General features: G+C 55.3%; 22 protein-coding genes. 14 read left to right on the top strand and 8 right to left on the bottom strand.

The features are described 5' to 3' along the window. Nucleotides 1-79 precede the first annotated feature (79 nt). Together QMZ18_RS29005 and QMZ18_RS29000 are read right to left on the bottom strand one after the other, a co-directional pair. Nucleotides 80-1,516 (bottom strand): ATP-binding protein, encoded by a 1,437-nt coding sequence (locus QMZ18_RS29005; protein WP_282609893.1) that lies wholly within the window; start codon nucleotides 1,514-1,516, stop codon nucleotides 80-82. Beyond that, a complete protein-coding gene (locus QMZ18_RS29000) occupies nucleotides 1,513-2,232 on the bottom strand; it encodes a response regulator (protein ID WP_282610000.1) in 720 nt (239 codons plus the stop codon). The genes QMZ18_RS29005 and QMZ18_RS29000 overlap by 4 nt, the downstream gene beginning before the upstream one ends. Before the next feature lie 236 nt (nucleotides 2,233-2,468). Between QMZ18_RS29000 and QMZ18_RS28995 the strand changes: the two genes are divergently transcribed. Beyond that, the gene (locus QMZ18_RS28995) at nucleotides 2,469-3,020 is read left to right on the top strand and encodes an EF-hand domain-containing protein (protein WP_282609892.1); all 552 of its coding nucleotides are present in this window, start codon (nucleotides 2,469-2,471) and stop codon (nucleotides 3,018-3,020) included. A 74-nt stretch (nucleotides 3,021-3,094) separates the two neighbouring features. Here QMZ18_RS28995 and QMZ18_RS28990 read toward each other — a convergent pair whose 3' ends face one another. Further along, nucleotides 3,095-3,928: a mechanosensitive ion channel family protein gene (locus QMZ18_RS28990; protein WP_282609891.1), complete on the bottom strand. Its 834-nt coding sequence runs from the start codon at nucleotides 3,926-3,928 to the stop codon at nucleotides 3,095-3,097. A gap of 737 nt (nucleotides 3,929-4,665) precedes the next feature. Here QMZ18_RS28990 and QMZ18_RS28985 point away from each other — a divergent pair. The 9 genes from QMZ18_RS28985 (at nucleotide 4,666) to QMZ18_RS28945 (ending at nucleotide 15,636) form a co-directional block, all read left to right on the top strand. Continuing rightward, complete coding sequence (locus QMZ18_RS28985) at nucleotides 4,666-6,507, top strand: alpha/beta hydrolase (protein ID WP_282609890.1); 1,842 nt, start codon at nucleotides 4,666-4,668, stop codon at nucleotides 6,505-6,507. 31 nt (nucleotides 6,508-6,538) lie between these two features. After that, nucleotides 6,539-7,231 (top strand): trans-aconitate 2-methyltransferase, encoded by a 693-nt coding sequence (locus QMZ18_RS28980; protein WP_282609889.1) that lies wholly within the window; start codon nucleotides 6,539-6,541, stop codon nucleotides 7,229-7,231. Nucleotides 7,232-7,573: 342 nt separating this feature from the next. Next, complete coding sequence (locus tag QMZ18_RS28975) at nucleotides 7,574-8,497, top strand: hypothetical protein (RefSeq protein WP_282609888.1); 924 nt, start codon at nucleotides 7,574-7,576, stop codon at nucleotides 8,495-8,497. A gap of 75 nt (nucleotides 8,498-8,572) precedes the next feature. Then, complete coding sequence (locus QMZ18_RS28970) at nucleotides 8,573-10,468, top strand: methyl-accepting chemotaxis protein (RefSeq protein WP_282609887.1); 1,896 nt, start codon at nucleotides 8,573-8,575, stop codon at nucleotides 10,466-10,468. Nucleotides 10,469-10,651: 183 nt separating this feature from the next. Then, nucleotides 10,652-11,941, top strand: coding sequence for an SDR family oxidoreductase (locus tag QMZ18_RS28965; RefSeq protein WP_282609886.1), 1,290 nt, complete (start codon nucleotides 10,652-10,654; stop codon nucleotides 11,939-11,941). Next, on the top strand, nucleotides 11,941-12,411 hold the full coding sequence (locus QMZ18_RS28960) for a DUF2269 domain-containing protein (protein WP_282609885.1): 471 nt from the start codon (nucleotides 11,941-11,943) through the stop codon (nucleotides 12,409-12,411). Before QMZ18_RS28965 ends, QMZ18_RS28960 begins: the two co-directional genes overlap by 1 nt. A gap of 247 nt (nucleotides 12,412-12,658) precedes the next feature. Continuing rightward, entirely contained in the window at nucleotides 12,659-13,144 is a 486-nt protein-coding gene (locus QMZ18_RS28955; RefSeq protein ID WP_282609884.1) for a hypothetical protein, read from the top strand. Between the two features lie 126 nt (nucleotides 13,145-13,270). Next, nucleotides 13,271-13,738, top strand: a complete 468-nt coding sequence (locus QMZ18_RS28950; RefSeq protein WP_282609883.1) for a DUF2147 domain-containing protein — start codon at nucleotides 13,271-13,273, stop codon at nucleotides 13,736-13,738. Nucleotides 13,739-13,926: 188 nt separating this feature from the next. Continuing rightward, entirely contained in the window at nucleotides 13,927-15,636 is a 1,710-nt protein-coding gene (locus QMZ18_RS28945; RefSeq protein WP_282609882.1) for a di-heme-cytochrome C peroxidase, read from the top strand. A 206-nt stretch (nucleotides 15,637-15,842) separates the two neighbouring features. Here QMZ18_RS28945 and QMZ18_RS28940 read toward each other — a convergent pair whose 3' ends face one another. From QMZ18_RS28940 to QMZ18_RS28930, 3 genes are all read right to left on the bottom strand, one after another. Then, a complete protein-coding gene (locus QMZ18_RS28940; protein WP_282609881.1) occupies nucleotides 15,843-17,753 on the bottom strand; it encodes a PASTA domain-containing protein in 1,911 nt (636 codons plus the stop codon). A gap of 166 nt (nucleotides 17,754-17,919) precedes the next feature. Then, nucleotides 17,920-19,182 carry a sodium:proton antiporter gene (locus QMZ18_RS28935; RefSeq protein ID WP_282609880.1) on the bottom strand — a complete coding sequence of 421 codons (1,263 nt, stop codon included), beginning with the start codon at nucleotides 19,180-19,182 and terminating at the stop codon, nucleotides 17,920-17,922. 459 nt (nucleotides 19,183-19,641) lie between these two features. After that, the gene (locus tag QMZ18_RS28930; protein WP_282609879.1) at nucleotides 19,642-20,220 is read right to left on the bottom strand and encodes a hypothetical protein; all 579 of its coding nucleotides are present in this window, start codon (nucleotides 20,218-20,220) and stop codon (nucleotides 19,642-19,644) included. Nucleotides 20,221-20,290: 70 nt separating this feature from the next. Between QMZ18_RS28930 and QMZ18_RS28925 the strand changes: the two genes are divergently transcribed. The 3 genes from QMZ18_RS28925 to QMZ18_RS28915 all read left to right on the top strand — a co-directional run bounded on the left by QMZ18_RS28925 (nucleotide 20,291) and on the right by QMZ18_RS28915 (nucleotide 22,357). Next, nucleotides 20,291-20,776 (top strand): cytochrome P460 family protein, encoded by a 486-nt coding sequence (locus tag QMZ18_RS28925; protein WP_282609878.1) that lies wholly within the window; start codon nucleotides 20,291-20,293, stop codon nucleotides 20,774-20,776. A 265-nt stretch (nucleotides 20,777-21,041) separates the two neighbouring features. Further along, nucleotides 21,042-21,530 (top strand): thermonuclease family protein, encoded by a 489-nt coding sequence (locus QMZ18_RS28920; protein ID WP_282609877.1) that lies wholly within the window; start codon nucleotides 21,042-21,044, stop codon nucleotides 21,528-21,530. A gap of 77 nt (nucleotides 21,531-21,607) precedes the next feature. Beyond that, the gene (locus QMZ18_RS28915) at nucleotides 21,608-22,357 is read left to right on the top strand and encodes a hypothetical protein (RefSeq protein WP_282609876.1); all 750 of its coding nucleotides are present in this window, start codon (nucleotides 21,608-21,610) and stop codon (nucleotides 22,355-22,357) included. 46 nt (nucleotides 22,358-22,403) lie between these two features. Here the strand turns inward: QMZ18_RS28915 and QMZ18_RS28910 are convergent, their stop codons facing one another. Next, a complete protein-coding gene (locus QMZ18_RS28910; RefSeq protein ID WP_282609875.1) occupies nucleotides 22,404-23,591 on the bottom strand; it encodes a YeeE/YedE family protein in 1,188 nt (395 codons plus the stop codon). Between the two features lie 31 nt (nucleotides 23,592-23,622). Then, nucleotides 23,623-24,099 carry a DUF302 domain-containing protein gene (locus QMZ18_RS28905; RefSeq protein ID WP_282609874.1) on the bottom strand — a complete coding sequence of 159 codons (477 nt, stop codon included), beginning with the start codon at nucleotides 24,097-24,099 and terminating at the stop codon, nucleotides 23,623-23,625. Between the two features lie 699 nt (nucleotides 24,100-24,798). On the opposite strand from QMZ18_RS28905, the gene QMZ18_RS28900 reads away from it, so the two are divergent. Next, nucleotides 24,799-25,239, top strand: a complete 441-nt coding sequence (locus QMZ18_RS28900; protein WP_282609873.1) for a hypothetical protein — start codon at nucleotides 24,799-24,801, stop codon at nucleotides 25,237-25,239. Nucleotides 25,240-25,330 lie beyond the last annotated feature (91 nt).

The following is a 25,330-nucleotide window of genomic DNA, read 5'->3' as shown; positions in this document are numbered from 1 at the left end:
ACGTCCCATCGTGATCGAGCCGATATGCAGGACAGTTTTAGCCGAACTGACCAAAAATCCGTTAAATCGGGGATTTGACTTAAATTTCAGATATGCTCGGCAGCGAAACCGTCACCGTCAGGCCGCCCTCAGATCGATTGAACAGAGTGATGTCACCGCCGTGACTGCGGATGATCGAGCGCGCGATTGCCAGGCCCAGCCCGATACCGCCTGTCTCCCGATTACGGGATTCTTCCAATCGCTCGAAAGGGGCAAAAACTCTTTCGAACGCATTTTCGGGGATTCCGGGGCCGTCGTCCTCGATTACAATCAGCAGATTGTCCGGTCGTTGCTCAATACGCACGCGCGCCCGTTCGCCGTAGGAAACAGCATTCTCGATCACATTGCGCAACGCACGTTTCAGTCCGACCGGTCGGCAGGCGTAGGGGAGACGCTCACTCTGCCGGCAGTCGACGTCTTTGCCAAGATCGCGCAAGTCGTCGCAGAGGCTCTCGACCAATGCACTAATATCGACAGTTCGGGTGTCCTCTTGCACGGCCTCTTCACGGGCGAAGGCGAGGGTGGCGTCGGTGATGCGTTCCATCTCGTCCAGGGTTTCGATCATTTTCTCCCGCACCTCCTCGTTTTCGATGAACTCAGCGCGAAGGCGCAACGAGGTGATGGGGGTCCTCAGATCATGGGAGACGGCAGCTAGCAGCCGAGTGCGATCTTCCACAAAGCGCTTGAGCCGCGTACGCATGGCATTAAAGGCCTGGGTCGTACGGCGAAGCTCCGGTGGTCCTGCAATTGGCAGAGGCGGGAAGTCTTCGCCACGCCCGAAACGGTCCGCAGCCGAGGCTAACCGAGTCATGGGGCGGGCCATGCGCCGTGCCATCAGCACGACGATCAATGCAATCAGCAGAGCCATGACAATCATGGAAACCAGCGCCGGCCATTGCCACGCCGTAGCTGTGCCGGGCACAACGGTGGCGGCATTCAGCCACATGCCGTCGGGCAGTTGTATGGAGGCCAGTAAGCCGAACCCGGGTGGGCCGGGCCAACCATGGCCGTGCGCGCGGCCATCGTCATCGCCGTGATCCCATTCGTCATGGCGTCTTTCCTTTTTTTCGCGTTGTTTCTGGTGCTTTGCCCACCTGAAGAAACGCGGGCGATCGGTCATCGCGACGCGAATCTCCGGCACGGCGGCCTCCAGAAGGCTGTATAGCAGCGCCCTGTCCTTATCGGCGGGGCGTAAACCGCGGTCCGATCCGATTACGCTGTCCGATGAAAGCCAGTATCTCAGGCGGCGCGAACTGATTTGACGGACAACGCGTTTGCGGTCAGCTTCAGGAGTGTCCAGCAGCAGCTTGGTCGCCGTTGCAATAGCCGTGACGGCTTCTTCCCGTACCGCACTGCGCACAGAGGCTCGACGCTCGTCCTCGAAAATAACCGCGCTGACGATGTGCGAAACCACCAGAGCCAGCAACAACAGCGCGATCATCTGACCGGCAAGGCTTTGAGGCCATAGCCGCTTCATGACCGTTTCACGTCGGCGGTAAAGGAATAGCCGCCGCCCCAAACGGTTTTGATCAGCCGCGGTGCCTTTGGGTCTGTTTCGATCTTCTTGCGCAGCCGGCTCACCTGATTATCGATGCTGCGATCGAAGACTTTCGCTTCACGCCCCTGCGTGAGATCGAGAAGCTGATCCCGGGTGAGCACTCTATTGGGGTGATTGAGAAAGGCCAAAAGCAGCGAAAATTCAGCAGTGCTGAGGGGGGTGGCAACCTGTGCCTCGTCGATCAGTTCCCTCTGATCGATGTTGAGATGCCAGTGCTCAAAGCTCAGCCTGTTTTCAGCCGGTTTCTCACGTTGTGGCGGAAGGCTGTTGGAGCGTCGCAGGACAGCTTTAATCCGGGCCAGGAGTTCTCGTGGATTGAAAGGTTTGGTCAAGTAGTCGTCTGCGCCAATTTCCAACCCGATCACGCGGTCGGTCTCTTCGGACATGGCGGTCAGCATGATCACAGGGGTTTGGTCGCCGGCGCGTAACCAGCGGCACAGCGAGAGCCCGTCCTCGCCGGGCATCATGATATCAAGGACCACAAGGTCGATGGCGCTGTCCTGAACAGCGCGTTTCATTGCCATCCCGCCATCAGCTGTCGTGACGCGATAACCGTGCTTGCGCAGGTACTTGGCGAGCAGGCTTCTAATGTCTTCGTGGTCGTCGACAACTAGGATATGCGGCGTTGGATCCATGGAGTCCGTTTGTGATGCGTGTTCAGGGGCTATATCGCTGCGAAACGACGGCTTATCCATCGATACCTGGGCACTATGAGGCAGGAGCGGGCTGGTTTTCGTAAAAAATTGTATCAAAGTGTCACAAGGACTGTCTTCGTCATACTTTGCGACGATTTTCCGGTTCCGGTGACAAACATTTGCGACAAGTGCTCCCTAGATTGAGGCCATCGAAGTTGTCTATACAGAGGATGATCATGAAAAAAAGAACAAAACTTGCCATCGGGGCTGCTGGTTTGGCGGCGACAATCGCCCTGACCGGGGTGGGTTTGAGCAACGCCCACGATCGTTGGAGCGGCAGTGAAAGCTACAGAAGCGGTGGCGCGGGTTATGGCCACGAAGGGCATGGCAAACATGGCGGCCGTCACGGCAAAGGCCACAAGATGATGCGGCGTATGATGGAGCAGTTCGACGCCAATGAGGATCGTTCCTTGACGCAGGCCGAAATTGATCAGGGCCGGGCAGAGCAGCTTGCCAAGTTTGACAGTGATAAGGATGGAAAGCTCAGTCTGCAGGAATTTGAGGCGCTTTGGCTCGAGATGTCCCGTTCCCGTATGGTCGACCGGTTCCAGAACCTGGACGAAGACGGTGATGCCGAAGTGACATCGGGCGAGTATCTGGAGCCTTTTGCGAACATGGTCGAGCGACACGACAGGAACGGCGATGGTACCTTGTCCAAGGATGACCGGCGCAAAAAGGCCTGGCGCAGCGGCAATAACAGAGATAGCAAGCGCAGCGAAGCTGAGTAAGTTGACGAGCTGTAGGATGAAAACCGAAATGCCGGGTGCGATCCTGCACCCGGCATCTTTGTTCAGGTTGTCGCTTAAGCGGCGTCGCTCGAATTAATGAGGTGAACGTCGCGTTGCGGGAAGGGGATTGAAATGCCGTCGGCGTCGAAGCGTTCCTTCATCGCTTTGGTCATGTCAAACTTGATGCCCCAATAGTCCCCGGCGTCACACCAAACCCGGACGATAATGTTGACCGAACTGTCAGCCAGTTCTCCAACCGCAACCATCGGTGCCGGATCCTTGTGAATCCGATCATCTGCAGCAGCAATTTCCAGGATCGCCTTCATGGCCGAATCAATGCTGTCGCCATATCCGATCCCCATAACCATGTCGACACGGCGGGTCGCGTTCTTGCTGAAGTTTTTGATTGCCGTATCCCAAAGCTGACCGTTTGGCACGATAATGTGGACGTTGTCGGGCGTGTTCATCGTGGTCGTAAAGAGCGAAATAGCCTCGACTGTGCCGGTAACGCCGCCGCCATCGATGAAATCCCCGATTTTGAAAGGCCGGAACATCAGCAGCATGACACCGGAGGCCACGTGACCGAGGGTACCCTGCAGAGCCAAGCCAACTGCCAGACCCATGGCACCCAGGACAGCAATAAAGCTGGTGGTCTCGACGCCGAACTGGCTGAGAACGGCCAATATCGTGAAGATAATGACCGCATAGCGGACGATGCTGGCGAAGAATTTGCGCAGGGTTTCATCCATGCGCGGGCTTTTGGCCAAAAGTTTGTCGACGGTTCGTGATGCCCAGCCAGCGACCATCCAACCGAGTATCAGGATAACAATGCCGCCCACGACATCGATGCCGTAGGTGGTTACGATCCCGACAATTAGATCCCAAGTCTCTCCGACGTCTTCACTCATAATACTTTCCCTCTTTCATTATTCATTCGTATCCGCTTTGCGAACGCCCGTCCCCAGCAGGAATATCCGAAAGACCCTCTAAATTAGCGTACGCGCGGTTTATTGATGACTGCCTGTCTCGGACTCTTATGTCTCAGTTCCAAGGATGCCTCGGCAAATGCGAAATACCCCTTGTGAACGAAGGCATAATTGATTGCTTCGTTACACGGCCTATCACGATTATTGGATTGGATGCATGTGAGGATCATTACGTATATGCACTTTGGCCTTTGAACGCTGATTTGTCCTAACGCCGAAAAAGGACATTACCATAAACCGCGAAAATGTAACATAATTTGAGGAGATGCGGGCATCTAGGTCACGCATTTGACTTAATTGCTCATTCCTTGAGCAAAATAATCCTGTTTTGTTACTTGAGTTCGTGCTTATCGGGCAAATACTCGTTATTGGTTTCAATGTTTCTGCTTCGAATCTATCTTGGGTAGATCGGCCGCTGTGACTCGAATTGGCTGGCAAGGGGTGCTATGTGGATTCGCGGAACCCGCCATCTCGATCCAATAACCGGTCGCCGCCAGAGGCAACGGGATGCTATAACTTGGTGACTTGAGTCACTGGAGTGCGGTCGTCTTGACAAATACAGTCATGAAAGCGAAACGCCATCTGGTTATATGAATGAGGGGCTGATTCACATTTTTCTTTGATTTAAAGATAAGTGATCAAACCCCAAGGAGAGCGATGTGAGCGATCAGGCCGATAAGAGTTCAAACGGTGCGAAAGACGGCGACGGTTTCGAGCATCTGCATCGGGCGATGTCAGGCCAGGCGGAAGCGGCAGAACGCTGGGGCGAACTTGCCGAGCAAAGCCAGCGCGTGATGCAGGCTTTCTGGGAACGCCAGAGCGAACAGGGCTTTCAAGTGACTGATCCGGTGTCCGTTGGCAAAGCCTTCATGGAGATGTCGGCGGCGATGTGGAGCGATCCGGCCAAGGTGATGGAAGCGCAGGCGCAGCTGGTCCAGGAGAGTGTGGCTCTCTGGCAAAGCGCAGGCCGTCGCATGATGGGTGAAGAGGTTGACCCGGTGATTGCTCCCGATCGAAGCGACCGGCGCTTCAAGGCGGCGGAATGGAGCGAGGATCTGCTGTTCGACTTTATCAAGCAGTCCTATCTGCTGTCCTCTCGCTGGGCGCAATCGCTTGTACGCGACGTTGACGGCATTGATTCCAAGTCCAAGGAAAAGGTCGATTTTTATACCCGGCAGTATTTGAGCGCTCTCTCTCCCAGCAATTTTGCAATGACCAATCCCGCCGTGTTGAAAAAGACCAGAGACACTGGTGGTGAAAACCTCATGTCCGGTTTGAAGAACTTGTTGGCGGATCTGGAAAAGGGCGATGGCCGCCTCGACATTTCCATGACCGACGAGTCGAAATTCGAAGTGGGCAAGAATGTCGCGGTCACGCCTGGCAAGGTAGTGTTTCAAAACGACTTGATGCAGCTCATTCAATATGAGCCAAGCACGGAATCAGTCTATAAGCGACCGTTACTGTTTGTGCCGCCTTGGATCAACAAGTTTTACGTTCTGGATCTCCAGCCCAAGAACAGTCTGATCAAATGGGCGGTGGATCAGGGATATACACTTTTCGTGATTTCCTGGGTCAATCCGCGCAAGGAGCTCGCTCACAAATCCTTCGACGACTACATGCTTGAAGGACCGCTTGCGGCGATCGACGCAATTGAACAAGCAACCGGCGAAAGCAAAATCAACATCCTAGGTTTCTGTATCGGCGGCATCCTGACCGTTTCGACGCTCGCATACATGACTGCCAAGGGGGATGATCGTATCGCCTCGGCCACTCTTCTGGCGACGATGGTCGATCTGCAGGATATAGGGGAAGTCAGCGTATTCATCGACGATGAGCAGTTGGCGTCGATGGACCGACATATGGAGGAAAAGGGGTACCTGGAGGCGCATCACCTGGCGCAGATTTTCAGCATGATGCGCGAGAACGATTTGATCTGGTCTTTCGTCGTGAACAACTACCTGATGGGCCGCGATGCAATGCCTTTCGACCTGCTCTATTGGAATTCCGATTCGACGCGACTGCCTGCAACGATGCTGTCGTACTATCTGCGCAATGTCTATCAGCAGAATCTTTTGAAAGAGCCGGGCGGTATGGTGTTGGATGAAGTGCCGATCGATATTTCCAAGATCAAGATTCCGACCTATTTCCTGGCCACCAAAGAAGATCACATTGCGCCCTGGGGGTCGTCTTACCCAGCGACATCGCTTCTCGGTGGACCAGTGCGATTTGTGCTGGGCGCGTCAGGGCATATTGCCGGCATCGTTAATCCGCCGGCGGCGGACAAGTACTGTCACTGGATCAACAGCAAAAAGCCGCAGAGCAAGGAAGAATGGCTTGAGGGGGCCGAGCGCTTGGAAGGTTCCTGGTGGCCCGATTGGCACAGCTGGCTGTCGAAAAAGTCTGGCAGCAAAAAGACGCCCGCGCGCATACCAGGCGATGGTAAGTTATCGATCATCGAGGACGCACCAGGTTCCTACGTAAAAGTGCGGGCGAACGATTAGTTCATAGCTTTCGAGTGTGCGTGGGGACGCGATGGATCGGACGAAAGCGCTGGCTTCTTCGTGGGAGGCAAACGCTGGCAACTGGACCAGGGCAGTAAGGGAGCGCTTGATCCCCAGCCGGGATGCCGGGACAGACGATGCTATCCTGGCGGCGATTTCAACGCATAGTCCGAGACGTCTGCTCGATGTTGGTTGCGGAGAAGGTTGGCTCTGCCGGCAGTCCGTCCAGACATTGGGGTGCGAGGCGACCGGTATCGACGGTTCTTCCCAATTGATTGCGGATGCTCAGTGTGCCGATCCCAATGGCCGATACGAAGTTATCACCTATCAAGAACTGATGGATGGCGGGGTTAGCTTTGAAGCGCCGTTCGACGTCATTGTGTTCAACTATGCTCTTTTCGATGAGGACGCTCCCTCGCTCCTGGCCGCGATCCGGCCCCATCTGTCGGCAATGGGAGTGGTCATCATTCAGACGCTTCATCCCTGGAGCCTGGAACAGGGCCAAGACTATCGAGATGGTTGGCGCAACGAAGATTTCTCCGCATTCGAGAACCAGAATTGGACGGCAATGCCCTGGTATTTCCGAACACTGAGTTCTTGGCACCAAGTCGTTCGAACGGCCGGCTTGGCGCTGCTCAAACTCGAGGAGCCTATGGCAAGCTTTAACGGACAACCCCTGTCTTTACTTCTGACTTGCGAATGTCACGAGGGTGATCCTGATTAAACTAAAAAGACCCTCCACGGTCTATGTCGTTCGACTCAATTTTGTGGTGTAAATTTTCACGTATTTTTTCTGTTTATTAAAATACACACCTGCTTTTGGTTGAATGGTTATTCGTGAAATTTTATTTTTACATGCAGACCGGAAAAAATAATAAATCAATATACGAAACTAATTGGCTTTTGTTTTGTTGATTAATTTCTAATTCGAAAAAACAACCACAAATTATGCTGAAACAACTTGGGGTGGGATTTTCAATTAACTAATCGTCAGTGTAATTCCGATAGACACAAGAACGTTCCGATTGAGTCGGAGAGTGTTGAATTTTTTCACCGGAGTGCTGTGATGAAACTGGCGCGTTCGATTTTCGGTGGCCTTGCCGTTCTGTCGGCTTTTGCGGTCTCTGTGCCGGCATCGGCTCAGGATGCGACGCCATCCCATGTTTATCAGGTCGTCGACAATATCAATGCCGAACTCAGCCTGCTGTTGGAGGCCGACGATTCAGTGGCATTGGTTGATAAATCGGCACCGGCCTTGACGCCGCGCAAGCCGCGGCATGTCATTCAGAAAGCGCGCGAGGTGTTTCTGAAAGTGCAGTTGCTGCGCAGGATCAATGGTTTGCCGGTGACGGAATTGCAGCCTTTTCCGGTTCGTGCCATCAAGCCTGCCGACGTTAAGGGCATGGTTGAAGTGGTATTGACTGATTTGCGCGGGCTCCGTGAGCCTTTTGCCGTTTCAGCGGACGCCGAACCCGCTGCTCTGCCTGAAGGCAAAACACCGACTGACGTCTATGGAAATTTGACAAAAACCAGCGCCTGGATCGACGGCTTGGGAATGCCAAAAACCGTCCCAAATGACGTGTATCGGGTCGCACTAACGATTGTCAGCGACTTGCAGAAAGTTCGCATCGCCCGCGGGATGACGGACGATATCGCTGTTGAGAGTGTTTCCTCGGGCAAGAAACCCAATCAAGTCTACAAATTGGGCGTTCAATTGCTTGAGCGGATTGGTGAGCTGGCAAAGAACGAAAGATTTGCTATTTCAGGCGGTGTTGTCATGCCCAACCTGCGGGAGGGCAAAATTACTCCGGCCCACGTGATCGACATTTTGAATAATGTCCAGGCTGAGGTTGTCGCCATGAAACTCGCGGTTGGTGCCAGCGATCCGTCCGACATCATTGCGGCACCAGCCGGCAAGACGCCGTCCGATGTCTACGACGCACTGGAGACGGCACTCCAGATGGTTGAAACGCTTCAAGTGAACAGCTGATCAGAGTGCGTTTGAGCTGCTCCCGGTCAAAGTCTGACCGTGCCAAGCTGCTAAAGATCGAATCAAGGAATTGCAATGTCTGCTCTCAATAAAATCATCCCGTCCGATGGGCCCGAGACTCGCGGGATTAACTCTTTAAAGCGGGTAATGAGCGGTGTTGGCGGTAAAGTCGTCGCTCTTGCCGTCTTGCCGGTCGTATTGATGGCTGGTCTCAATGTCTTCAGCATGACGCAGAGCTTTGGCGTATTCAGCGAATCATTTGAAATCAGGAATGTGTCTGACGCGGCACGTGAGGCAATCGTTCATGCAAACGATGCTGTTAAGGATGAGATGCTCTCCCTGGTTCAGGACACGAATGCCATGCTTAAGGTTCATCAGAGCAGCCTCCTGATGAAGAATTCGGGTCTGATTGAGCAGACCTTCAATGCCCGTGGAAAGGCTGGGGAAGAAATCGACGTGTTTCGTGCGAACATCAGGGAGTTGAGCGCGTCATTGGAAGGTGCGGGCCTGGTTCGTTCGAACGCGGAGGCAGAAGGTGAGAGTGAGCTACAGGCGGAAAGCCGTCGCCGTTTGAATATTGTTCGACGCGTTGCAGAGACGCTGCCGCCGCTGTTTGAAATGTTTGTGGATTCGAACAACCGCACGCTGGCATTGATTAAAGATGAAAACTTCGCGGCTGCGACGGCTAACTTTGCGTTCGAAGAGACTCAGCGATTGGGCATCGTCAACAAGAGTTTGCTTAAGATCGGTGCAAATCTTGAGTTGCTTTCAAGTACGATTGAGCAATCGCTTCAGCTGAGCCGTGAGGCGGACACACAGAGCGCAATGGAAGAGCTCAATTCACTGTCCATCTTCTCTTACAGTTTGCTGGTGATTATCGCTGTACTGCTGATAGCCTCTGCGGCTTGGTACGCCGTGTTTCGGCTTGCGACTCCCCTGAAGGGGATGAGTGATGCCATGCGGCAGCTCAGTTCTGGTGATACCTCCTTTGAGGTTCCGTCACGCGAGCGGTTGGACGAAATTGGCGAAATGGCCGGTGCAGTTCAGGTCTTCAAGGAAAACGCGATCGAAACGACACGCCTCGCCGCTGCGCAGGCTGACGAGCAGGCAGGCAAGGCGAAACGGGCGGAGTATATCCAGACTCTAAGCTCCAAATTCGACGTCGAAGCAGCAGAAATGCTGGATGCCGTTTCCGCAGCTTCCGCCGAGATGCGGGCCACTGCTCAATCGATGACCGGTACCGCGGAACAGGCTTCTAAACAAACGGAGGCAGTATCGAACGCTTCGGATAGCGCATCCAGCAATGTCCAGACCGTTGCTGCTGCCACAGAGGAACTTTCTGCGTCTATTTCAGAAATCACTCGCCAGGTGAATCAATCCACCCAAATCGCCGGTCGGGCTGTAACAGAGGCCGAAAGAGTGAGCGGAACAGTTAGCGGCCTCTCAGAAGCGGCACAGAAAATTGGCGATGTGGTCAATCTGATCCAGGAAATCGCGGAGCAGACCAATCTACTTGCGTTGAATGCCACTATCGAAGCCGCCCGGGCTGGCGATGCCGGCAAGGGCTTTGCCGTCGTCGCGTCGGAAGTTAAATCTCTGGCCAATCAAACGGCAAAGGCAACCAGCGACATCGCGGCCCAGATCTCAAACATCCAAGCTGCGACGTCTGAGACGGTTGATGCTATCGGTGGTGTGCGGCAGGTGATCGACCAGATCGGTGAGAACACCGCCTCAATCTCGTCAGCCGTGGATGAGCAGAATTCCGCGACCAGTGAGATATCACGCAATGTGCAGGAAGCTGCCAGAGGGACAAGTGAAGTGACCGACGGCATGAGCGGGGTCAAACAGGCCTCGAGCGATACCGGCTCTGCAGCGGGTCAGGTCCTGGGAGCAGCCGATGCGCTGTCGCAGCAGTCCGACCAGTTGAAGTCCAAGGTTCAGGAATTCCTGGATAATCTGAAGGCGGCTTAACATAGAGGCTTTTGGAGGGCGCATCCACCGCTTCACCTTGCTGCGTCAACTAGGTTTCGAGGCGGAGTGGTGTCTTTGGGGATAACACTGCTGCGGCACTCTGTAACGGTTCAGGCCATTGCTGAGCGCTTTCAGGATTGCTATAGAGCTTGGGTTGATCCCACCTGAAGGTGATTGATCGCTTTGAAAGTCCTCCTGACCGGTGCCAACGGTTTCGTTGGCCGCCATATCATGACATTTCTGATAGAAGCCGGTCATAACGTCTCGGCCGCCGTTCGCGATCCCGTCGCCTTTCGCCTGCAGTGGCCGTCAGTCGATGCGATTGCCTGCGATTTTATGCGTGATGGGGACAAGCAGGTCTGGATCGGACGTCTTGCCGGCTTCGATGCCGTCATAAACTGTGCCGGCGTTCTTCAGCGCAGCCCGGGTGTCGATCCGGAGTTGATTCATCATTTGGGACCAGCGGCCCTGTTCGACGCCTGCAGTGATCTTGGCCTTCGTAAAGTTATTCAGATCTCGGCGATCTCCGCGCGCCCAGGTGTCGACACGGAATACGCTCAAACCAAGTGTCGTGGTGATACCCATCTAATGGGGCTCGATCTGGATTGGGTGGTTCTGAAACCGTCGCTGCTTTACGCCAAAGGAAGCTATGGCGGCACCTCTTTGATTCGCGCGCTCGCGGCAATTCCCTTTGTCCTGCCTCTGCCGGGATCCGGCGATCAGCTTTTTCAGCCAATTCATCTCGACGATTTCGGCCGCACGGTCATTAGAGTGCTTGAGGAGCCAGAATTCGCGACGAGTATTCTGGAGCCGGCCGGACCGGAAAACTTGTCACTCAAGGATATTCTTCTGCAGTACCGCGCTTGGCTGGGTATTCCGAGCACGGCATGCATCGAGATTCCGCTGCCATTCGTGAAACTTGCCTGCCGTATCGGTGACCTGAGTGGTGTCAGCGCGCTGCGAACCACGTCGCTCGATCAAATCCTGCAGGGCAATTGCGGTGACAACGAAGGCTACGCGAAGGCTATGGAATTTGAGGCCCGTACTCTGGCCGAAAGCCTTCAGCGCGAGCCATCCGACGTCCAGGATCGTTGGCACGCACAACTCTACTTTGCTGCGGCAATGACCACGCTTGTATTGGCAATAACGTGGATTGTCTCCGGCAGTGTCGGTCTTTGGGTTTTGCCCGATGTGGGGCAGAAAATAGCTGGAAGACTGGGCCTATCCGGCGGAGTGGCGGATATTGCCGCGGCTGGATCCTGCTTGATGGATATCGCGGTCGGCCTTTGGGTGGCGTCGCGCCGCGCGACGGGGCTCTGTGCCCTAGTGCAGACGGCAATCATTCTGACCTACACATTATTGCTTGGCATCGCTATTCCTGAGCTGTGGAGCGATCCTTTCGGACCCTTGATAAAGAACCTGCCTATGCTTGCGCTTATTCCGATCTGGGCGGTCTTGGCAAAGAGCAGATAATGGATCCTTATCTGACCGCCAAGTGGGTGCATATCCTCAGCTCGACCATTCTTTTCGGGACTGGCCTGGGCACGGCGCTGCATCTTTGGCTGACACATCTATCGCGCGATGTCGCTGCGATCGCTGTGGCGACGCGCAATACGGTGCGTGCCGACTGGGCCTTCACGTTGCCGTCGGTCATTGTCCAGCCGATGAGCGGCGCCGTGCTTATCGAATTAGCGGGTTACGATTGGGGGGAGGGCTGGCTCGTGCTGGCGTTGCTGCTCTATGGAATTGCCGGTATTTGTTGGCTGGTCGTGCTGAAACTGCAACTGCGTATGCGGAACTTTGCATCTGAAGCGCGTGCCGCAGGGACGGCGTTGCCGGAGGAGTACTTCCGTTGCGCCCGGGCATGGTTCTGGCTCGGCTGGCCTGCTTTCACAGCCGTTATCGTCATATTTTGGCTGATGGTCAATCGACCCGAATTATAGGAATTGGCGCAGAGACCTAATCTACAATCACCGATAGGATTTGAAGCCGACCGGGGATAAAGATGTGATCGAATGTCGCTGCGAATTGGACTATTATACAGACAACTTGTCCCGTAGCGCGCGATCGCCTCGTTTTGGACATTTCGTGACGTTATTAGCCCTGATTCCCATTGCGTGTTGAGGTTCAGTGTCGGTTGTAATCGTTCCTTAACTTCAATGGGCTCGTTAGCCGCCAGGAGAATTTGTCATGCAGATTGTGGTCGAAGATAGAGAGTTCCGCCGTCTGAAACCCGAGACACAGCAGGAGCTGCTTTCGGTTCTCACGGGTAAGAGGGGGCCGGCAGCCCAGCCCAGCCCATCCACAAGACAGCTCAAGTGGCGTCAGCCGGTGGATCTGCGGCCGGAACAGGCGATGAAGTTCGTGCATGGCCTTTCGGCGGATCAGCGGCGTCGCCTGGAGCTTTTCGCAAAGAAGGGCGGCCGGGTCCGCATGCGGGAAATAATGGATCTGTCCGGCGACACAGACCTGCGGGCGGTTTCCGAGTTTCAGAAGCTTATGACCCGACGGTTGCGGCGGATTATTGACGATCCGGAAAAGAAGGCGCAGCTGATCGGTTGGGATTTCAATGCCACCAAGTGGGATGACAAGCGCACGACGATCGTCGACGGTGTCTACTATGTGACTGAAACGACCGCGGCCTCGTTGCGTCAGTGTATGAAGGAACCCGCCTAACAAAGATTGATAGGTCTGCAAACCTCCTGCGCAGAAATTTGGTCGACTACGATCTGGTGATCGGAATGTGACTGGTCGAGGCTTTCAGCCGCCAGGTGCTTCCGCTATCGTCCGGTCATGCAAAGTATGATCCAACGTCTCGCCGCAGCGATACTCCTGGCGCTGACACCTGTTGCAGTCGAAGCGGCGGAATGCGCTTCCGTGTACGGAGTTTGGTCGACCTGGGAAGACGAGCCTTTTGACTCGCCGGAACAGTCGCGACAGGAAATCTTCAACTGTGGCGAGGCGGTCTGCAGCCGGTTTGTCTGGGAGGCAAGGCCGCTCGACGAGAAGACAGGAAAACCACGTCTGGATGCGAACCACCCGGACGAGAGCAAGCGCGGCCGTCTGGTTTCCGAAGCAAATATTCTGAGCAAATTCGAACCGGTCGCGGACGACCGGGGCTGTATCACCGAGATCTATGGCGGCGAGATCTATGATCCGCGCGAAGGAGACATCTACGGCGATTCTTGGCTCAGTTATACGATCGAACTCGATGGCGATGACACGCTCCGCTTTCCCAACGGGATCGGTTGGACTCGCTACAAGAACTGACCGCGTCTCTGCGTTCTTCTGTACCCGTCGACCGCTGCGGTGTGTGGGCAGGAAATGCTATGCTTTCAATCTGTTATGACTTAGGATTGTGGCTGAGGAGACAGACCGCAAGTGAGCGGGGAGTCGGGTTGGGGGCGAGCAATTGCTGCAGGAAAGTACGATTGCTCGATCGAACAGAGGTGGGGATTATGCGAAATTTCTTTCGCGCTGCGCTGCTGTCCGCAGTGGTTGCTGTTGCGGGTTGCGCTCATAACATTCCGGATGATGGATTCGTTTATCTGGACCAAGGGTGGTCGAATGCAGACCGGCAGTGGTTCTATACGACGACCCAAGGGTCTCAACTGATCCCCTATGATTGGTTTCTTGCGGTCGAGCAAGCCGATAGCGAAGAGGACTTTCGCAGCGACGCCAATATCAACGGCTACCGCTACCTGACCAATGTCACAACATCCTACTACAACCCCGACGGACTGCCCGTGGGAATGACCAAACACGAGGGGTCAAACGGTGAGGCCTGGATGGGGTTTACCTGTGCCGCCTGTCATACCGGACAGATTGACTTTCAGGGTACCCAGATGCGGATTGATGGCGCGCCCGCGCTTGGCGATCACACGGCGTTCCATGACGGGTTAATCGCGGCACTCTCCAAGACCGCATCCGAGAACGCGAAATTTGATCGTTTCGCCGCCAAAGTCCTGGAAGACGGGGGTGACGATGCAGCACGCAGCGATCTGCGTGATCGTTTGAATGGCCTGACCGTGGAACTCAAGGCATGGCAGGCGCGCAGTCACTCGCCTGTCGCTTACGGCAATGCCCGGGTTGACGCCTTTGGGATTATCCTCAACGAAGTCAGCGGCACCGCACTTAATCTGCCAGAGAACTACCGGGCTCCAGACGCTCCCGTCAGTTATCCTTTCCTGTGGGATACGCCGCAGCACGATTTTGTTCAGTGGAACGGGATTGCGCGCAACGGCCTGTTGGGTTCGCTTGGCCGCAACGTGGGGGAAGTGCTGGGAGTCTTTGGCGAGCTCGAGGTCAAGAAGTCGCGCTTCGGTTATCGCTCGTCAGCGGAAACCCGGAACCTGCGCGACATGGAAGACCACATCAAGAAACTCTATTCACCGAAGTGGCCGGAGCAGCTACCTGCAGTCGATACGGCAAAGGCGGCCGCGGGGCAGGCGCATTATAACAAATACTGTGCCGGCTGCCATGTCGTGCTCGGCGATGACGAGCGGACCGACCCCAAGCGGAAGATCAAAGCCAAGATGGCAAAGGTTTCGAAGTTGGGAACCGATCCGCGGATGGCAACGAACTTCATTCAGAGGACGGCAAAGACCGGGCGCCTGAAGGGCGCCAAGACCAAGGTCATCGTTGGGCGCAGCCGTCTGGGCGAAGAAGAGCCCGCAGGCGCTTTGCTCAGCCACGTCGTCAAAGGCGTGATCATCCGCCGCGTCGTTCAACGCGTTTCGGGCCCTGCAGTCGAGGGCGTGGAGAACATCAAAGTCTCTGAAAAATCATTACAGGCTGCGTTGGCTGGTCTCGCGCCTGAAGGTGAGGAGAATATCGAAACAGTCGAATTGAACGTCGACTCCCCCTTGCTTGCTTACAAAGGCCGACCGCTGAACGGCATATGGGCGACGGCTCCTTATCTACACAATGGTTCCGTGCCCAATCTCTATCAGCTCCTGTTGCCGTCCGATCAGCGCGTTGACCGCTTCACCGTCGGCAGCCGCGAATTCGATCCGGTGAACGTCGGCTTTGAGACAGAGGCCTTCGATGGCGGCTTCGTTTTCGATGCTTCCAAGACTGGTAATTCGAACGCTGGACACGACTACGGCACAGGTAAACTCAGCGACGCAGAGCGTTGGGAACTTGTCGAATATATGAAGACTCTGTGAGGGCGTTTCCACTGGACTTCGGCGCCACCCCTTTGCATCTTGAGGGGGGGCAAAGTCCGGTTGCATGCTGACTGGTTGCATGCTGACTGTTTAATTGCGGGATGGATTGACGAATTCACTGGTTCTGTGGAAGCAACCAGACTCTGTCTTGCTGCAGGAGATGCTGACCTAGGTTTTTCGCAAAAACAGTGGAAAGCGATGTCACTCTAGCGGGCCAGGGAGGCTTCCTTGCGCGCTGCTTCCAGGTCGTCTGCGCGATAGGGGCGTTGGCCGCAGTCCGCCTGAAAGTTCCGCTCTATCGCCCGCAGTTCGCGCTCATTTTGCCGGGCCGCCGGCAGGATGTTGTCCTTGTATTCGGCAAACAATTTGAGCCGCTGATCGAGGAGGTCATTATAAGCCTTCACGGTCTCAGGTTTGTTGGGGTCGGTTTTCGGCAGAATCTCATCCAGCCTGACATCGAGTGATGCGATTTCGTCGGCGGTCGCATCCTGCTTTTGATTGGACGCACCGACTCTCAGCTTTTGGGCTAGATAATCATCCTCGATCCTCAGGCAGGCCGAGAGTTCATCACGACTGAGGACGTTTGCTCCGGTTGTATTGCTTGACTCCAGTTTCTGTTCCGGCCGGAAGAGGCTCGCGATCTCGTCCTGGTTTCCAAGATAACCCTTCGCTCCAAGAAAGGAGTCTGTGCTCGCGACTGCTGTCTTGTTGGACCCTGAGGCGCTGCCGGGCGGTGGTGGCGGAGGGGGTGCCGCAGTGTTTCCGCTCGACGTGGTTGCGGCCTTTGTCGCAACCGGCGCAGCACGGGCTACAACAAGATCGATTGAGACGTTTTGGCGGTCGATATTTCCGGGCGCGGGAAACTGCCGCAGGACGGTGCCCGGTGCCGCTGCTTCGTCGGATTGGTACGTCACACGTCCAATTAACTGATTACGCTTGATCAGCGCCTGTCGGGCCTGGTCAAAATCTAACCCGACAACGTCAGGAACCAGAGACCCGGTTTGCGCTTTGGGCGCCTGGGGAGGTTCGGGTGCTTGGGGAGATTTGAGTGCTTGAGACTGCGGTTGCGTCTGTTTTTTACCGGCAAGGGCCGCAGCGATGTCGGCTTGGCTCATGACTGACGGCTCAGCTTTTTTTGCGGGCGCCGTGCGCAGAGCGGCGATCAAACCATCGTCGATGTTTGTCGTGCCGGGCAGTTGACGGTCCAGACGGAAGGCCGCCACAGCACGCAGAGTGCGGGGGCCTGCGACACCATCTGCGGGCCCCGCGTCGTATCCGAGCTCGTTGAGCATGCGCTGGGCGACGCGGTTGCGCGCCAACTGGGCCGCGGCATCTGATTCGGTTTCGCTTGCCCCGGTTGCCTCAGTGGTCGTGGCTGGTTGTGGCGAAGTTGCCGCCGTTTGGCGTGCGCCTGGCGACGACACGACCCCTAGATTGGCCAGGGTAGCAATCCGATCGCCAATCTCAGCTGAACGGCTGCCACTTATCGGACGTGACACAACAGGGGCATCGGTAACGAGAACAGCTTCGTCCAGAGCTTGAAGCTTTACCACTTCCGACGAAGGCCGGGTGAGGTCGATTTTCCCTGCTATGACTGTGACGACCGCGCGATCTTCGCTCACGTCAATCTCGAAACTGGCGTCTCCTGCCGTGACGGTGCCGTACTTGCTGGAGACCGCGATCGGCAGCAGGTTTTGTTCGGAAGGGGTCAGTTGAACGAACATCCGTCCAAAGGTCACTTTGACCTCGCCACCGCGAAAGTCGACCTGTGTGCCCGGATGGATCACTGCTTCCCAAGACTGGTCTGCATAACCAATAATCGCGGTTTGATCGCCGGTAACCAGTGAATCTCCAGCCACCAGCGTCATCCTGGTCACCCCGGCAAAAGGCCTGCCGGCACGCAGAACCAATATGTTTCCGACTTCGCGTTCGTTCGCAATGCGTTGATGCGTAACGACGGCCTTAAGGATCGGGCTTTGCGGATCTGCCCAGTTGATGGATTGCGCCGCTGGGACGCTGGAAAACCCGGCAACTACCGCAATGGCCAGTAGGGCCGAAGCAATTCGGCGGTAAGCCTTCAAACAGGTGACGTTGACGTTAAGCTTTTGATCCTGCACGAATTCATTCTCTTGAATTTAGCGAAATTCCACGGGTGAGTGTACCACGATTTCCACCAAAAGGAGCAGGAGAGTCGCAATTGGCTGACTCCGCCGCTTCAAATGGTGGTTTTTGGGGAACTGCGCCCGGTATTTGGAAGATTAATCGGGGACGGAGGGTATCCCTTCACTTGTCCTGAGGCACAAAGTGTTTCGCCACCTTGCCTACGGTGGCACCCTGGATCACGACCGAGAATACGACGATGACATAGGTTGCGGTCAGGATGGTTTCGCGGATCGGGCTTTCAGGCAACGAAAGCGCCAACGCAATGGATATTCCGCCACGCAACCCGCCCCAGACGAGAATGGGGTAAGCCCCTCGTGTGAAATCAGCGATTCTGGACATGATTAGCATTGGCACGCCGACGCCCACACAGCGTCCTGCCAACACCAGCAGGATGCTTGCGACACCGAGCAGCAAATGACCGCTATCCTGGGCAATGGCGACGATTTCAAGTCCGATCAGCAGAAATAGAACCGAGTTCAGGATTTCGTCTAAAAGCGCCCAGAAATTATTCAGATGCTCGCGCGTCGTTTCGCTCATGGCAAGCCGTGAACCGTGGTTTCCAATCAGGAGCCCGGCGACCGCCATTACCACCGGTCCGGCGACGTGAAGGCGTTGGGCTAAGGCATAGCCCCCCATGACCAAGGCAAGGGTGATCAAGACTTCAATGTTGTGTTCGTCGATCGAACGCATGGCGAGGAAAGCCAAACCACCGATGACAAGACCGAGAAGGGCGCCGCCAATGGCTTCCTGGACGAAGAGCTGGCCCGCATCTATCAGGGAAAGCGATTCGCCGCTGATGGCCGACGCCAGAAGGATGGAAAATATCACCACACCAACGCCGTCGTTAAACAGGCTTTCGCCGGCAACCTTTGCTTCCAATGTCGCGGGAACACGCGCTGATTTTAGAATTCCCATCACGGCGACCGGATCGGTCGGACTGATCAAGGCTCCGAAAACGAGGCACCAGGCTATCGGTACGTCGAACCCCAGTGCCATCGACAGGCCTTTGAAGCCGAACCCTATAATGGCGGTGGATAGGGCCACGCCGATGGTCGCCATTGCCAGCACGGTCCATTTGCGTTTGGCGAGACTCGTCAGGTCCACATGCAATGCGCCAGCGAACAGCAGAAATGACAGCATGCCGTTCATAAGTGTCGAGTGAAAGTCCAGGTCCTTGACGAATTCGTGCAGGGCAGCGCCGACGGCGATTTGAGGAAAGAGCTTGTCCGTGCCAAGCAGGGCAAGCGACGCGACGGCGCCGATGATCGTCAAACCAATGGTTTGCGGCAGTTTTATGAATCTGTAGTTCAGATAACCGAGAACCGCGGCGAGAACGATGAGTGCGGCGGCGGCCTCAAAAGGCGAGAGGTCTGTAGTGTTCATGAATTCCTGAATTTATCGTTCATAGAAAAGCGGCGTTGTGGACAGAGCACAGTTTATCACGTGACTTCACAAATCTGTGTAACCATGCACCAATCCGAATAAAAATCCCTATTGTTGGATATACTGGTTGTTGGGTCGGTCAAAAAGACCGAATTCGATAAACAGTAGTTCGGCTCCTTTCCAGCACTCGGGGAGTCGGGCTTAAAGCAAAGTCCTCATCCCTCGAGGATCTCGCGGGAGGACCGGGTTTCGGCCCGGTCCTCTTCCCTCGAAGGGATAGATAAAAAAACAGTATAAGGAGGTGGAGATGGGCGACGGACTATCTCGAGGGAGATTCATTACCGGGCTAAAGGACAATCTTTTGACCACGACGACGGCTATCCCAGTCGTCTTGGGGTTGGCGGTTGGTGCCGGCGCAGTTGCAGTGAGCGTAACGGCATTGCCTGGGCATGCTGTCGCTCAATGTGCTGCGACAAATCCTTGTAATCCCTGCGCGGCCAAAAATCCGTGCAATCCTTGCAACCCTTGTGCAGCCAAGAATCCTTGCAACCCATGCAACCCTTGCGCAGCCAAGAACCCCTGCAATCCCTGTAACCCCTGTGCGGCGGCAAATCCTTGCAACCCGTGCAATCCCTGCGCGGCGAATGCTTGTAATCCGTGCAATCCCTGCAATCCTTGTGCAGGCGGTAGCGCCGGCGGTGCTTCTGCACGCTGCATTGTGCCGCGCCTAGCGGCGGCGAACCCCTGTGCCGCTAAGAAGGCTTGCAATCCTTGTAATCCGTGCAACCCCTGTGCGGCAAACGCCTGCAATCCTTGTAACCCCTGTGCAGCCAAGAATCCTTGCAACCCCTGCAATCCTTGTGCGGCGAAGGCTTGTAACCCATGCAATCCTTGCGCAGCGAAGGCCTGTAACCCCTGCAATCCTTGTGCGGCCAAGAACCCTTGCAATCCCTGCAACCCCTGTGCAGCAGCAAACCCGTGCAATCCCTGTGCAGCGGCAAACCCCTGCAACCCTTGTGCGGCATCAAATCCTTGCAATCCCTGTAACCCATGTAATCCCTGCAATCCTTGTGCAGCTGCGGCTTCTGCTACGCTGACGGATTCTGAGATGATGCGGGTTTACGATTGTATCCTGGATGAATTGGTTGCCGGCTATTCCAAGTCGGGTAATCCAAGCGCGGCGGCCTATAAGGATTGGACCCGTTATTCCAAGATTTCCTATACCTCGGACACCCATGGCGGTCGCTTCGTAAACAACTACGCGAACGCAACGGCCAAATCCGAGTATAGCAAGTTTGAGGACGGCGGGACCATGCCGGTTGGATCGATCCTGGCGAAGGACAGCTTTACTGTTTCTTCGGGCGGTCGTGTGACCCCTGGACCCTTCTTCCTGATGGAGAAGATGTCGGCGGGGTTCGATGCAGATGGTGGTGATTGGCGTTACACCTTGATGATGCCGAATGGTCAGATCTTTGGAACGACCGGTGGCAAAGGTTCCGCGCAGGTTGGTTTCTGTAAGGACTGTCATATTGCTGTCGGCGATGACCAGGACTTCCAATTCTTCCTGCCGGAAGAACTGCGGGCCTCGAATTGAGCTGAAGATAGATTCAAGAAGATAGTGTTTTAGACGAGTTGATCGGGATGTGTTGCTGCTGAGGTAGCGGCACATCCCGATTTTCGTTGCGGTGTCGGACCCGTGATTAAACGAGACCTCATAAAACACAGCGATTGAATACCAAATGTGACTGGAAAGACGTATGATTCTCAAACGATTTGCCCAAGCGTCTCTGGTCGCGGTATTGGCGGTCACGGCACCGGTTTCGGCTGTTCAGGTCGGACGAGTTTGATTGGTAGCGAAGATGAATAGATTTCTGGTAACGGCTGTGTCTGCGGTGCTTTTTCTGACGGTCGCTCCGGCTTTCGGCGAGACGATCACCGGTGCTTCACGCATCATTGATGGCGATTCTCTTGAAGTCGCGGGGCAGAAGATCGATCTGCAAGGTATCGATGCTCCAGAGTTGGAGCAGACCTGCAGTTGGCCTAAAAAAGAGATTGATTGCGGTCTGATTGCCAAGTCGGCTTTGATGGACCTGACGGCCGGAGCCTCGGTGATTTGCGATGTCGAAGGACTAGGCGAGAGCGGCAACGCTCTTGGTGTGTGCCGGGCTGCAGGTTACGATATTGCCGAAGGTATGGCGCACACTGGTTGGGCCATGGCGACAGAAGATGCCCCCAGTCGTTACAAAAAGGCGATGCTTGGGGCACAGAACGCAGGTCGTGCATTGTGGCGTGGGCGGTTTACGTCGCCCTGGGTATGGCGCGCGAACCAGGAAGAGGCCGTTAAGTAATCCTCCCTTGGCTTGCGCAGTGCAGATTTTATCCGTCTCGTGAGAGATCGGCGGATTGTTGACGCAAGAGGAATATGATGGCTGGTAGTAATGTAATGGCGGGTCTCAGTAAGGCGAGGCTCGAGGATATGGCTAAGGCCGGCGGCGAGGTTGTCGAATCTTACCGGGTACTGAACAAGACTTCGGCCAACGTGGTCGGGCAGGTTCTTGCAAACCAGGGTACTTTCTACGAGTGGGATCACTATCCCAACGGTGATGTCTACGACGGTGAAACTTTTAGTCAGTACTACTACCACTCCCATCGTGGAACTGACGGCGAAAACGGTCACTTTCACACTTTTCTGCGATCCGGGGGGATGCCTTCGGGAATCTGGCCTGCACCCTATGAAGGCGAGGGAAAACGCCCCTTAGGCGACGACGCTCTGGCGCACATCATTGCAATTTCCATGGATCGCCAGGGTTATCCCATTGCGCTGTTTACGACCAATCGCTGGGTAACGGGCGAGACTTTCTATAGCTCTGAAGACGTCATAAAGATGCTCGATAAGTTCCTGATCGATCATACCTTTCCCTGCTTGGCGGCGAACAATTGGGTCAGCTCGATGCTGCGCCTGTTCCGCCCACAGGTTGAAACGCTTTTGCGTGAACGGGATGTTGAAATTGAGAAATGGCAGGCGAGCCATCCAGCAGAAGACGTCTATGAGGACCGGAAGCTTGAGGTCACTTCGAGCATCAAGATTTCGGTAGATGAGCAAATCAAGGAGATTCACAAGGCACTGTCCGAGGCCCCGGCCGAGAAGCTCTTTCTGAATAGCTCCTGGGGATAAAGCATACGGCGGATAATCTGAATCGCTTATCCGCCAGTACCTTGCTCTATAGTTTGAAGAATGGGCGAAGCCGAACGCCAAGGTAGTTCCCAGGCAGCGCACACGCGATCCAGACCCAGCCATGGAGGCTGGTGGAGGCGACGCCGCTGAAGAACGCACCGATGTTGCAGCCATAGGAAAGCCGGGCGCCATAGCCCATCACCAGTCCCCCCAGAACGGCTGCGGAGAGTGAGCCGAAGGCAATCCGCGTTGGCTTGGCAAGACGGCCTGCCAGCGCAGCCGCCATGAAGGCTCCAAGGACGATTCCGAAATTCATCACCGAGGTGACGTCCTGCAGAAGGCTGCGTTCCAACGCCGCCTTCTGAAAGCCACCAGACCAGAAACCGCTTGTCAGGGGGTCCCAGCCGGCCAGCACGGCTGCCTTGGCCGCCCAGAGGGAAAAAGCCCAGGTGATCGACCAAGGGTGTCCTGCGACCAAGAGAGTGAGCCAATTTAGAAGCGCCAACAGCAATGCCGACAGCAATATCGGCCAGGGGCCGCGCAAGAGGCGCTTCCAGGTGAAGTCTTCGGCATCCCAGAGCGGGCGTTTCTGCCTTCCACCGAGCAGCCGCATAACGCCATAGATCACGACGAGTGCACAGAGCTGCAGAGGCAGGGCGATTTCCCACCCAAGTGTTTGGCTGAGAGAAACCGAACCGATGCCGGGCAATTGCGACCACCAGGCAAGATCCAGGCTGCCCCAGAAAGCTCCAAAACAGAAGAATATCAAGACCAGCAGTGTTCTGATGCTGCCACCGCCCGCGGCGAACAGTGTCCCCGATGCGCAGGAACCGCCCAGCTGCATTCCGATTCCGAAGAGAAATGCGCCAAGCGCCATCGAGATGCTGACCGGTGCAATTGCGCCGCCAACACCATGCCCGAAGGCTTGGCCCTGCGCGAGAATAGGGGCAAACAGCAAAACAGCGACGCCCAGCATGATAAGCTGGGCGGTGACGCCCGAAATGTCACCTTCCGCCATTGCCCGACGATAGGCACCGGTAAAGCCGAAGGTCGCGTGGTAGAGCGACAGTCCAAGCCCGATGCCAATTCCAAACAGAATCACCTGCTTTACACTGATCATGTAGGTTGCAACCGCGAGCGTTGAAATGGCGGCGAGCGCGATGAGCAGTGCAGTCACCTGCAGAGGATTACGATCCTGAGATAAATCAGAAGGCGGATAGGCGGTTACGGTCATACGGTGCTTGAATTCCTGGACGGGCGGCAGACTATTTCAGAGCGTCATTGACGATCTGCGCAATGATGACGTCTAGCTCGGCGCCCAGCTTGTCGAGCTCCGGAACATTGTAGTCACCGAAGGTGTGGCTTGGCAGGCGATAACTTAGTTGCGCATTGCCGTCGGCTTGTTCGGTTACGTAGAGCCTTAAAGGTGCCTCAATGCCGGCAGCTTCACTCGCCGCGAGCATACGCACAGCGAAATCCGGGCGAAAAATCATAAACACGCGGTTGCCCGGAATTGTGACACCAATGGACTTAGCCCCACAATTGGCACAGGCCTGCGCCACCAAACCCATCTTATTCTTCTTGATCGCTGCCGTTAGTTGCTCGGCAAAGCTATTGAACGGCTGTGTCGTTTGGACGACTTGAAAGCCGCTGTAAGGAGAAGAGGAGGCCGCCTGGACGTTACTTTCCAGAAGGGCGTAGTTGAGGAAAAAGGCGAGAACCATTGAGAGGATCCAGCGCATGGTGTGTCTCCGGTGACTTGCTTAACTGTGCCGCGAGACTACCTCATATCACTCTGAATCAATGAAGTATCACTGTTAATTGATCGCAAATTTACGCACTAAATCATCGGTTTGAGGTAAATTCGCCCCTGTCCGATCACTTAGTTTCACGACGCTGTGCAATAGGGCTGAAACAAATTTGAGCGTAGCCATTTGCACAGTGTATCAAGGGGAGGCAGTCCGCCGACCCGGAATCCTCACACTGGGGGTTCGTAACATCGAGGAGTGTAGAAATGAAAAAGACTTCATATAAGGGACGGCTTCTGTCTTCGACCACAATCATTCCGGTTATGCTTGGTCTGGCCGTTGGCCTAGGCAGCATGGCTGCTGGCGTAACGGCTCTGCCGAAGGCCGCTTTCGCAACCTGTTCGCCTTGCGCCGCGAAAAAAGTTTGCAATCCTTGCAATCCCTGCGCAGCCAAGAATCCATGCAATCCCTGCAATCCTTGTGCAGCCAAGAACCCCTGCAATCCTTGCAACCCTTGTGCAGCCAAGAACCCGTGCAACCCTTGCGCGGCTAAATAGACTTAAGTCTATTTCAGGCTTTTTACGACCGGCCGCTTGCTGCCTTCGGGTGCGGCGGCCGGTTGACTTTGTTCTTCAGACTTCAGCCTGACTCTGTAACTCATCCAATTCTGAAATTCGGCCTGGCGGCGGAACGATGAATGGTGAAACTTTCCCCACACATATCTTCAAACAACATCTGTTCGTTGCGGCGCTGGCCGGAAGCCTGAGTGCGACAGCAGCACTTGCCGGTGATGCTTCCGCGAAACCCACGGTCATTACATTGACCCAGATTGCCTGTCAGTTCATTGAGTCCGAGGACGGCATCTACCACGGTTATTCAACGACCAGGAAAGCCGATTGCGAAGCTTTCAACGATAAGACCGGCGATGAACGGGTTGTGAAGGCTGCGCCTCTCACATTGAAGGCCGGTGACTATATTTTTCGCGTCACCAATAAGAACGTTTCCTGCGAGCTTGGGTTTTGGGTGAGGGGCGACGGTCTTCTGAATCGGGCGCACCTGCCGAGTGTATCCGGTGGCGGACTCGTCACTGGCAAAGCGCAGGATTACAAGATCACTCTGAAGCCCGGTGAATAAATCCATTCCTGCCCGCTTAATACGACCTCGGATTACAAGCTGATCGTCGAGGATTGATAGGTAAGAGCAGACCGTATTTTACTCTGTCTGG

It is taken from the genome of Pelagibius sp. Alg239-R121, from assembly GCF_947331435.1.
Taxonomy (GTDB): domain Bacteria; phylum Pseudomonadota; class Alphaproteobacteria; order Kiloniellales; family Kiloniellaceae; genus Denitrobaculum.
This window is presented reverse-complemented; position numbering and strand designations above follow the sequence as displayed.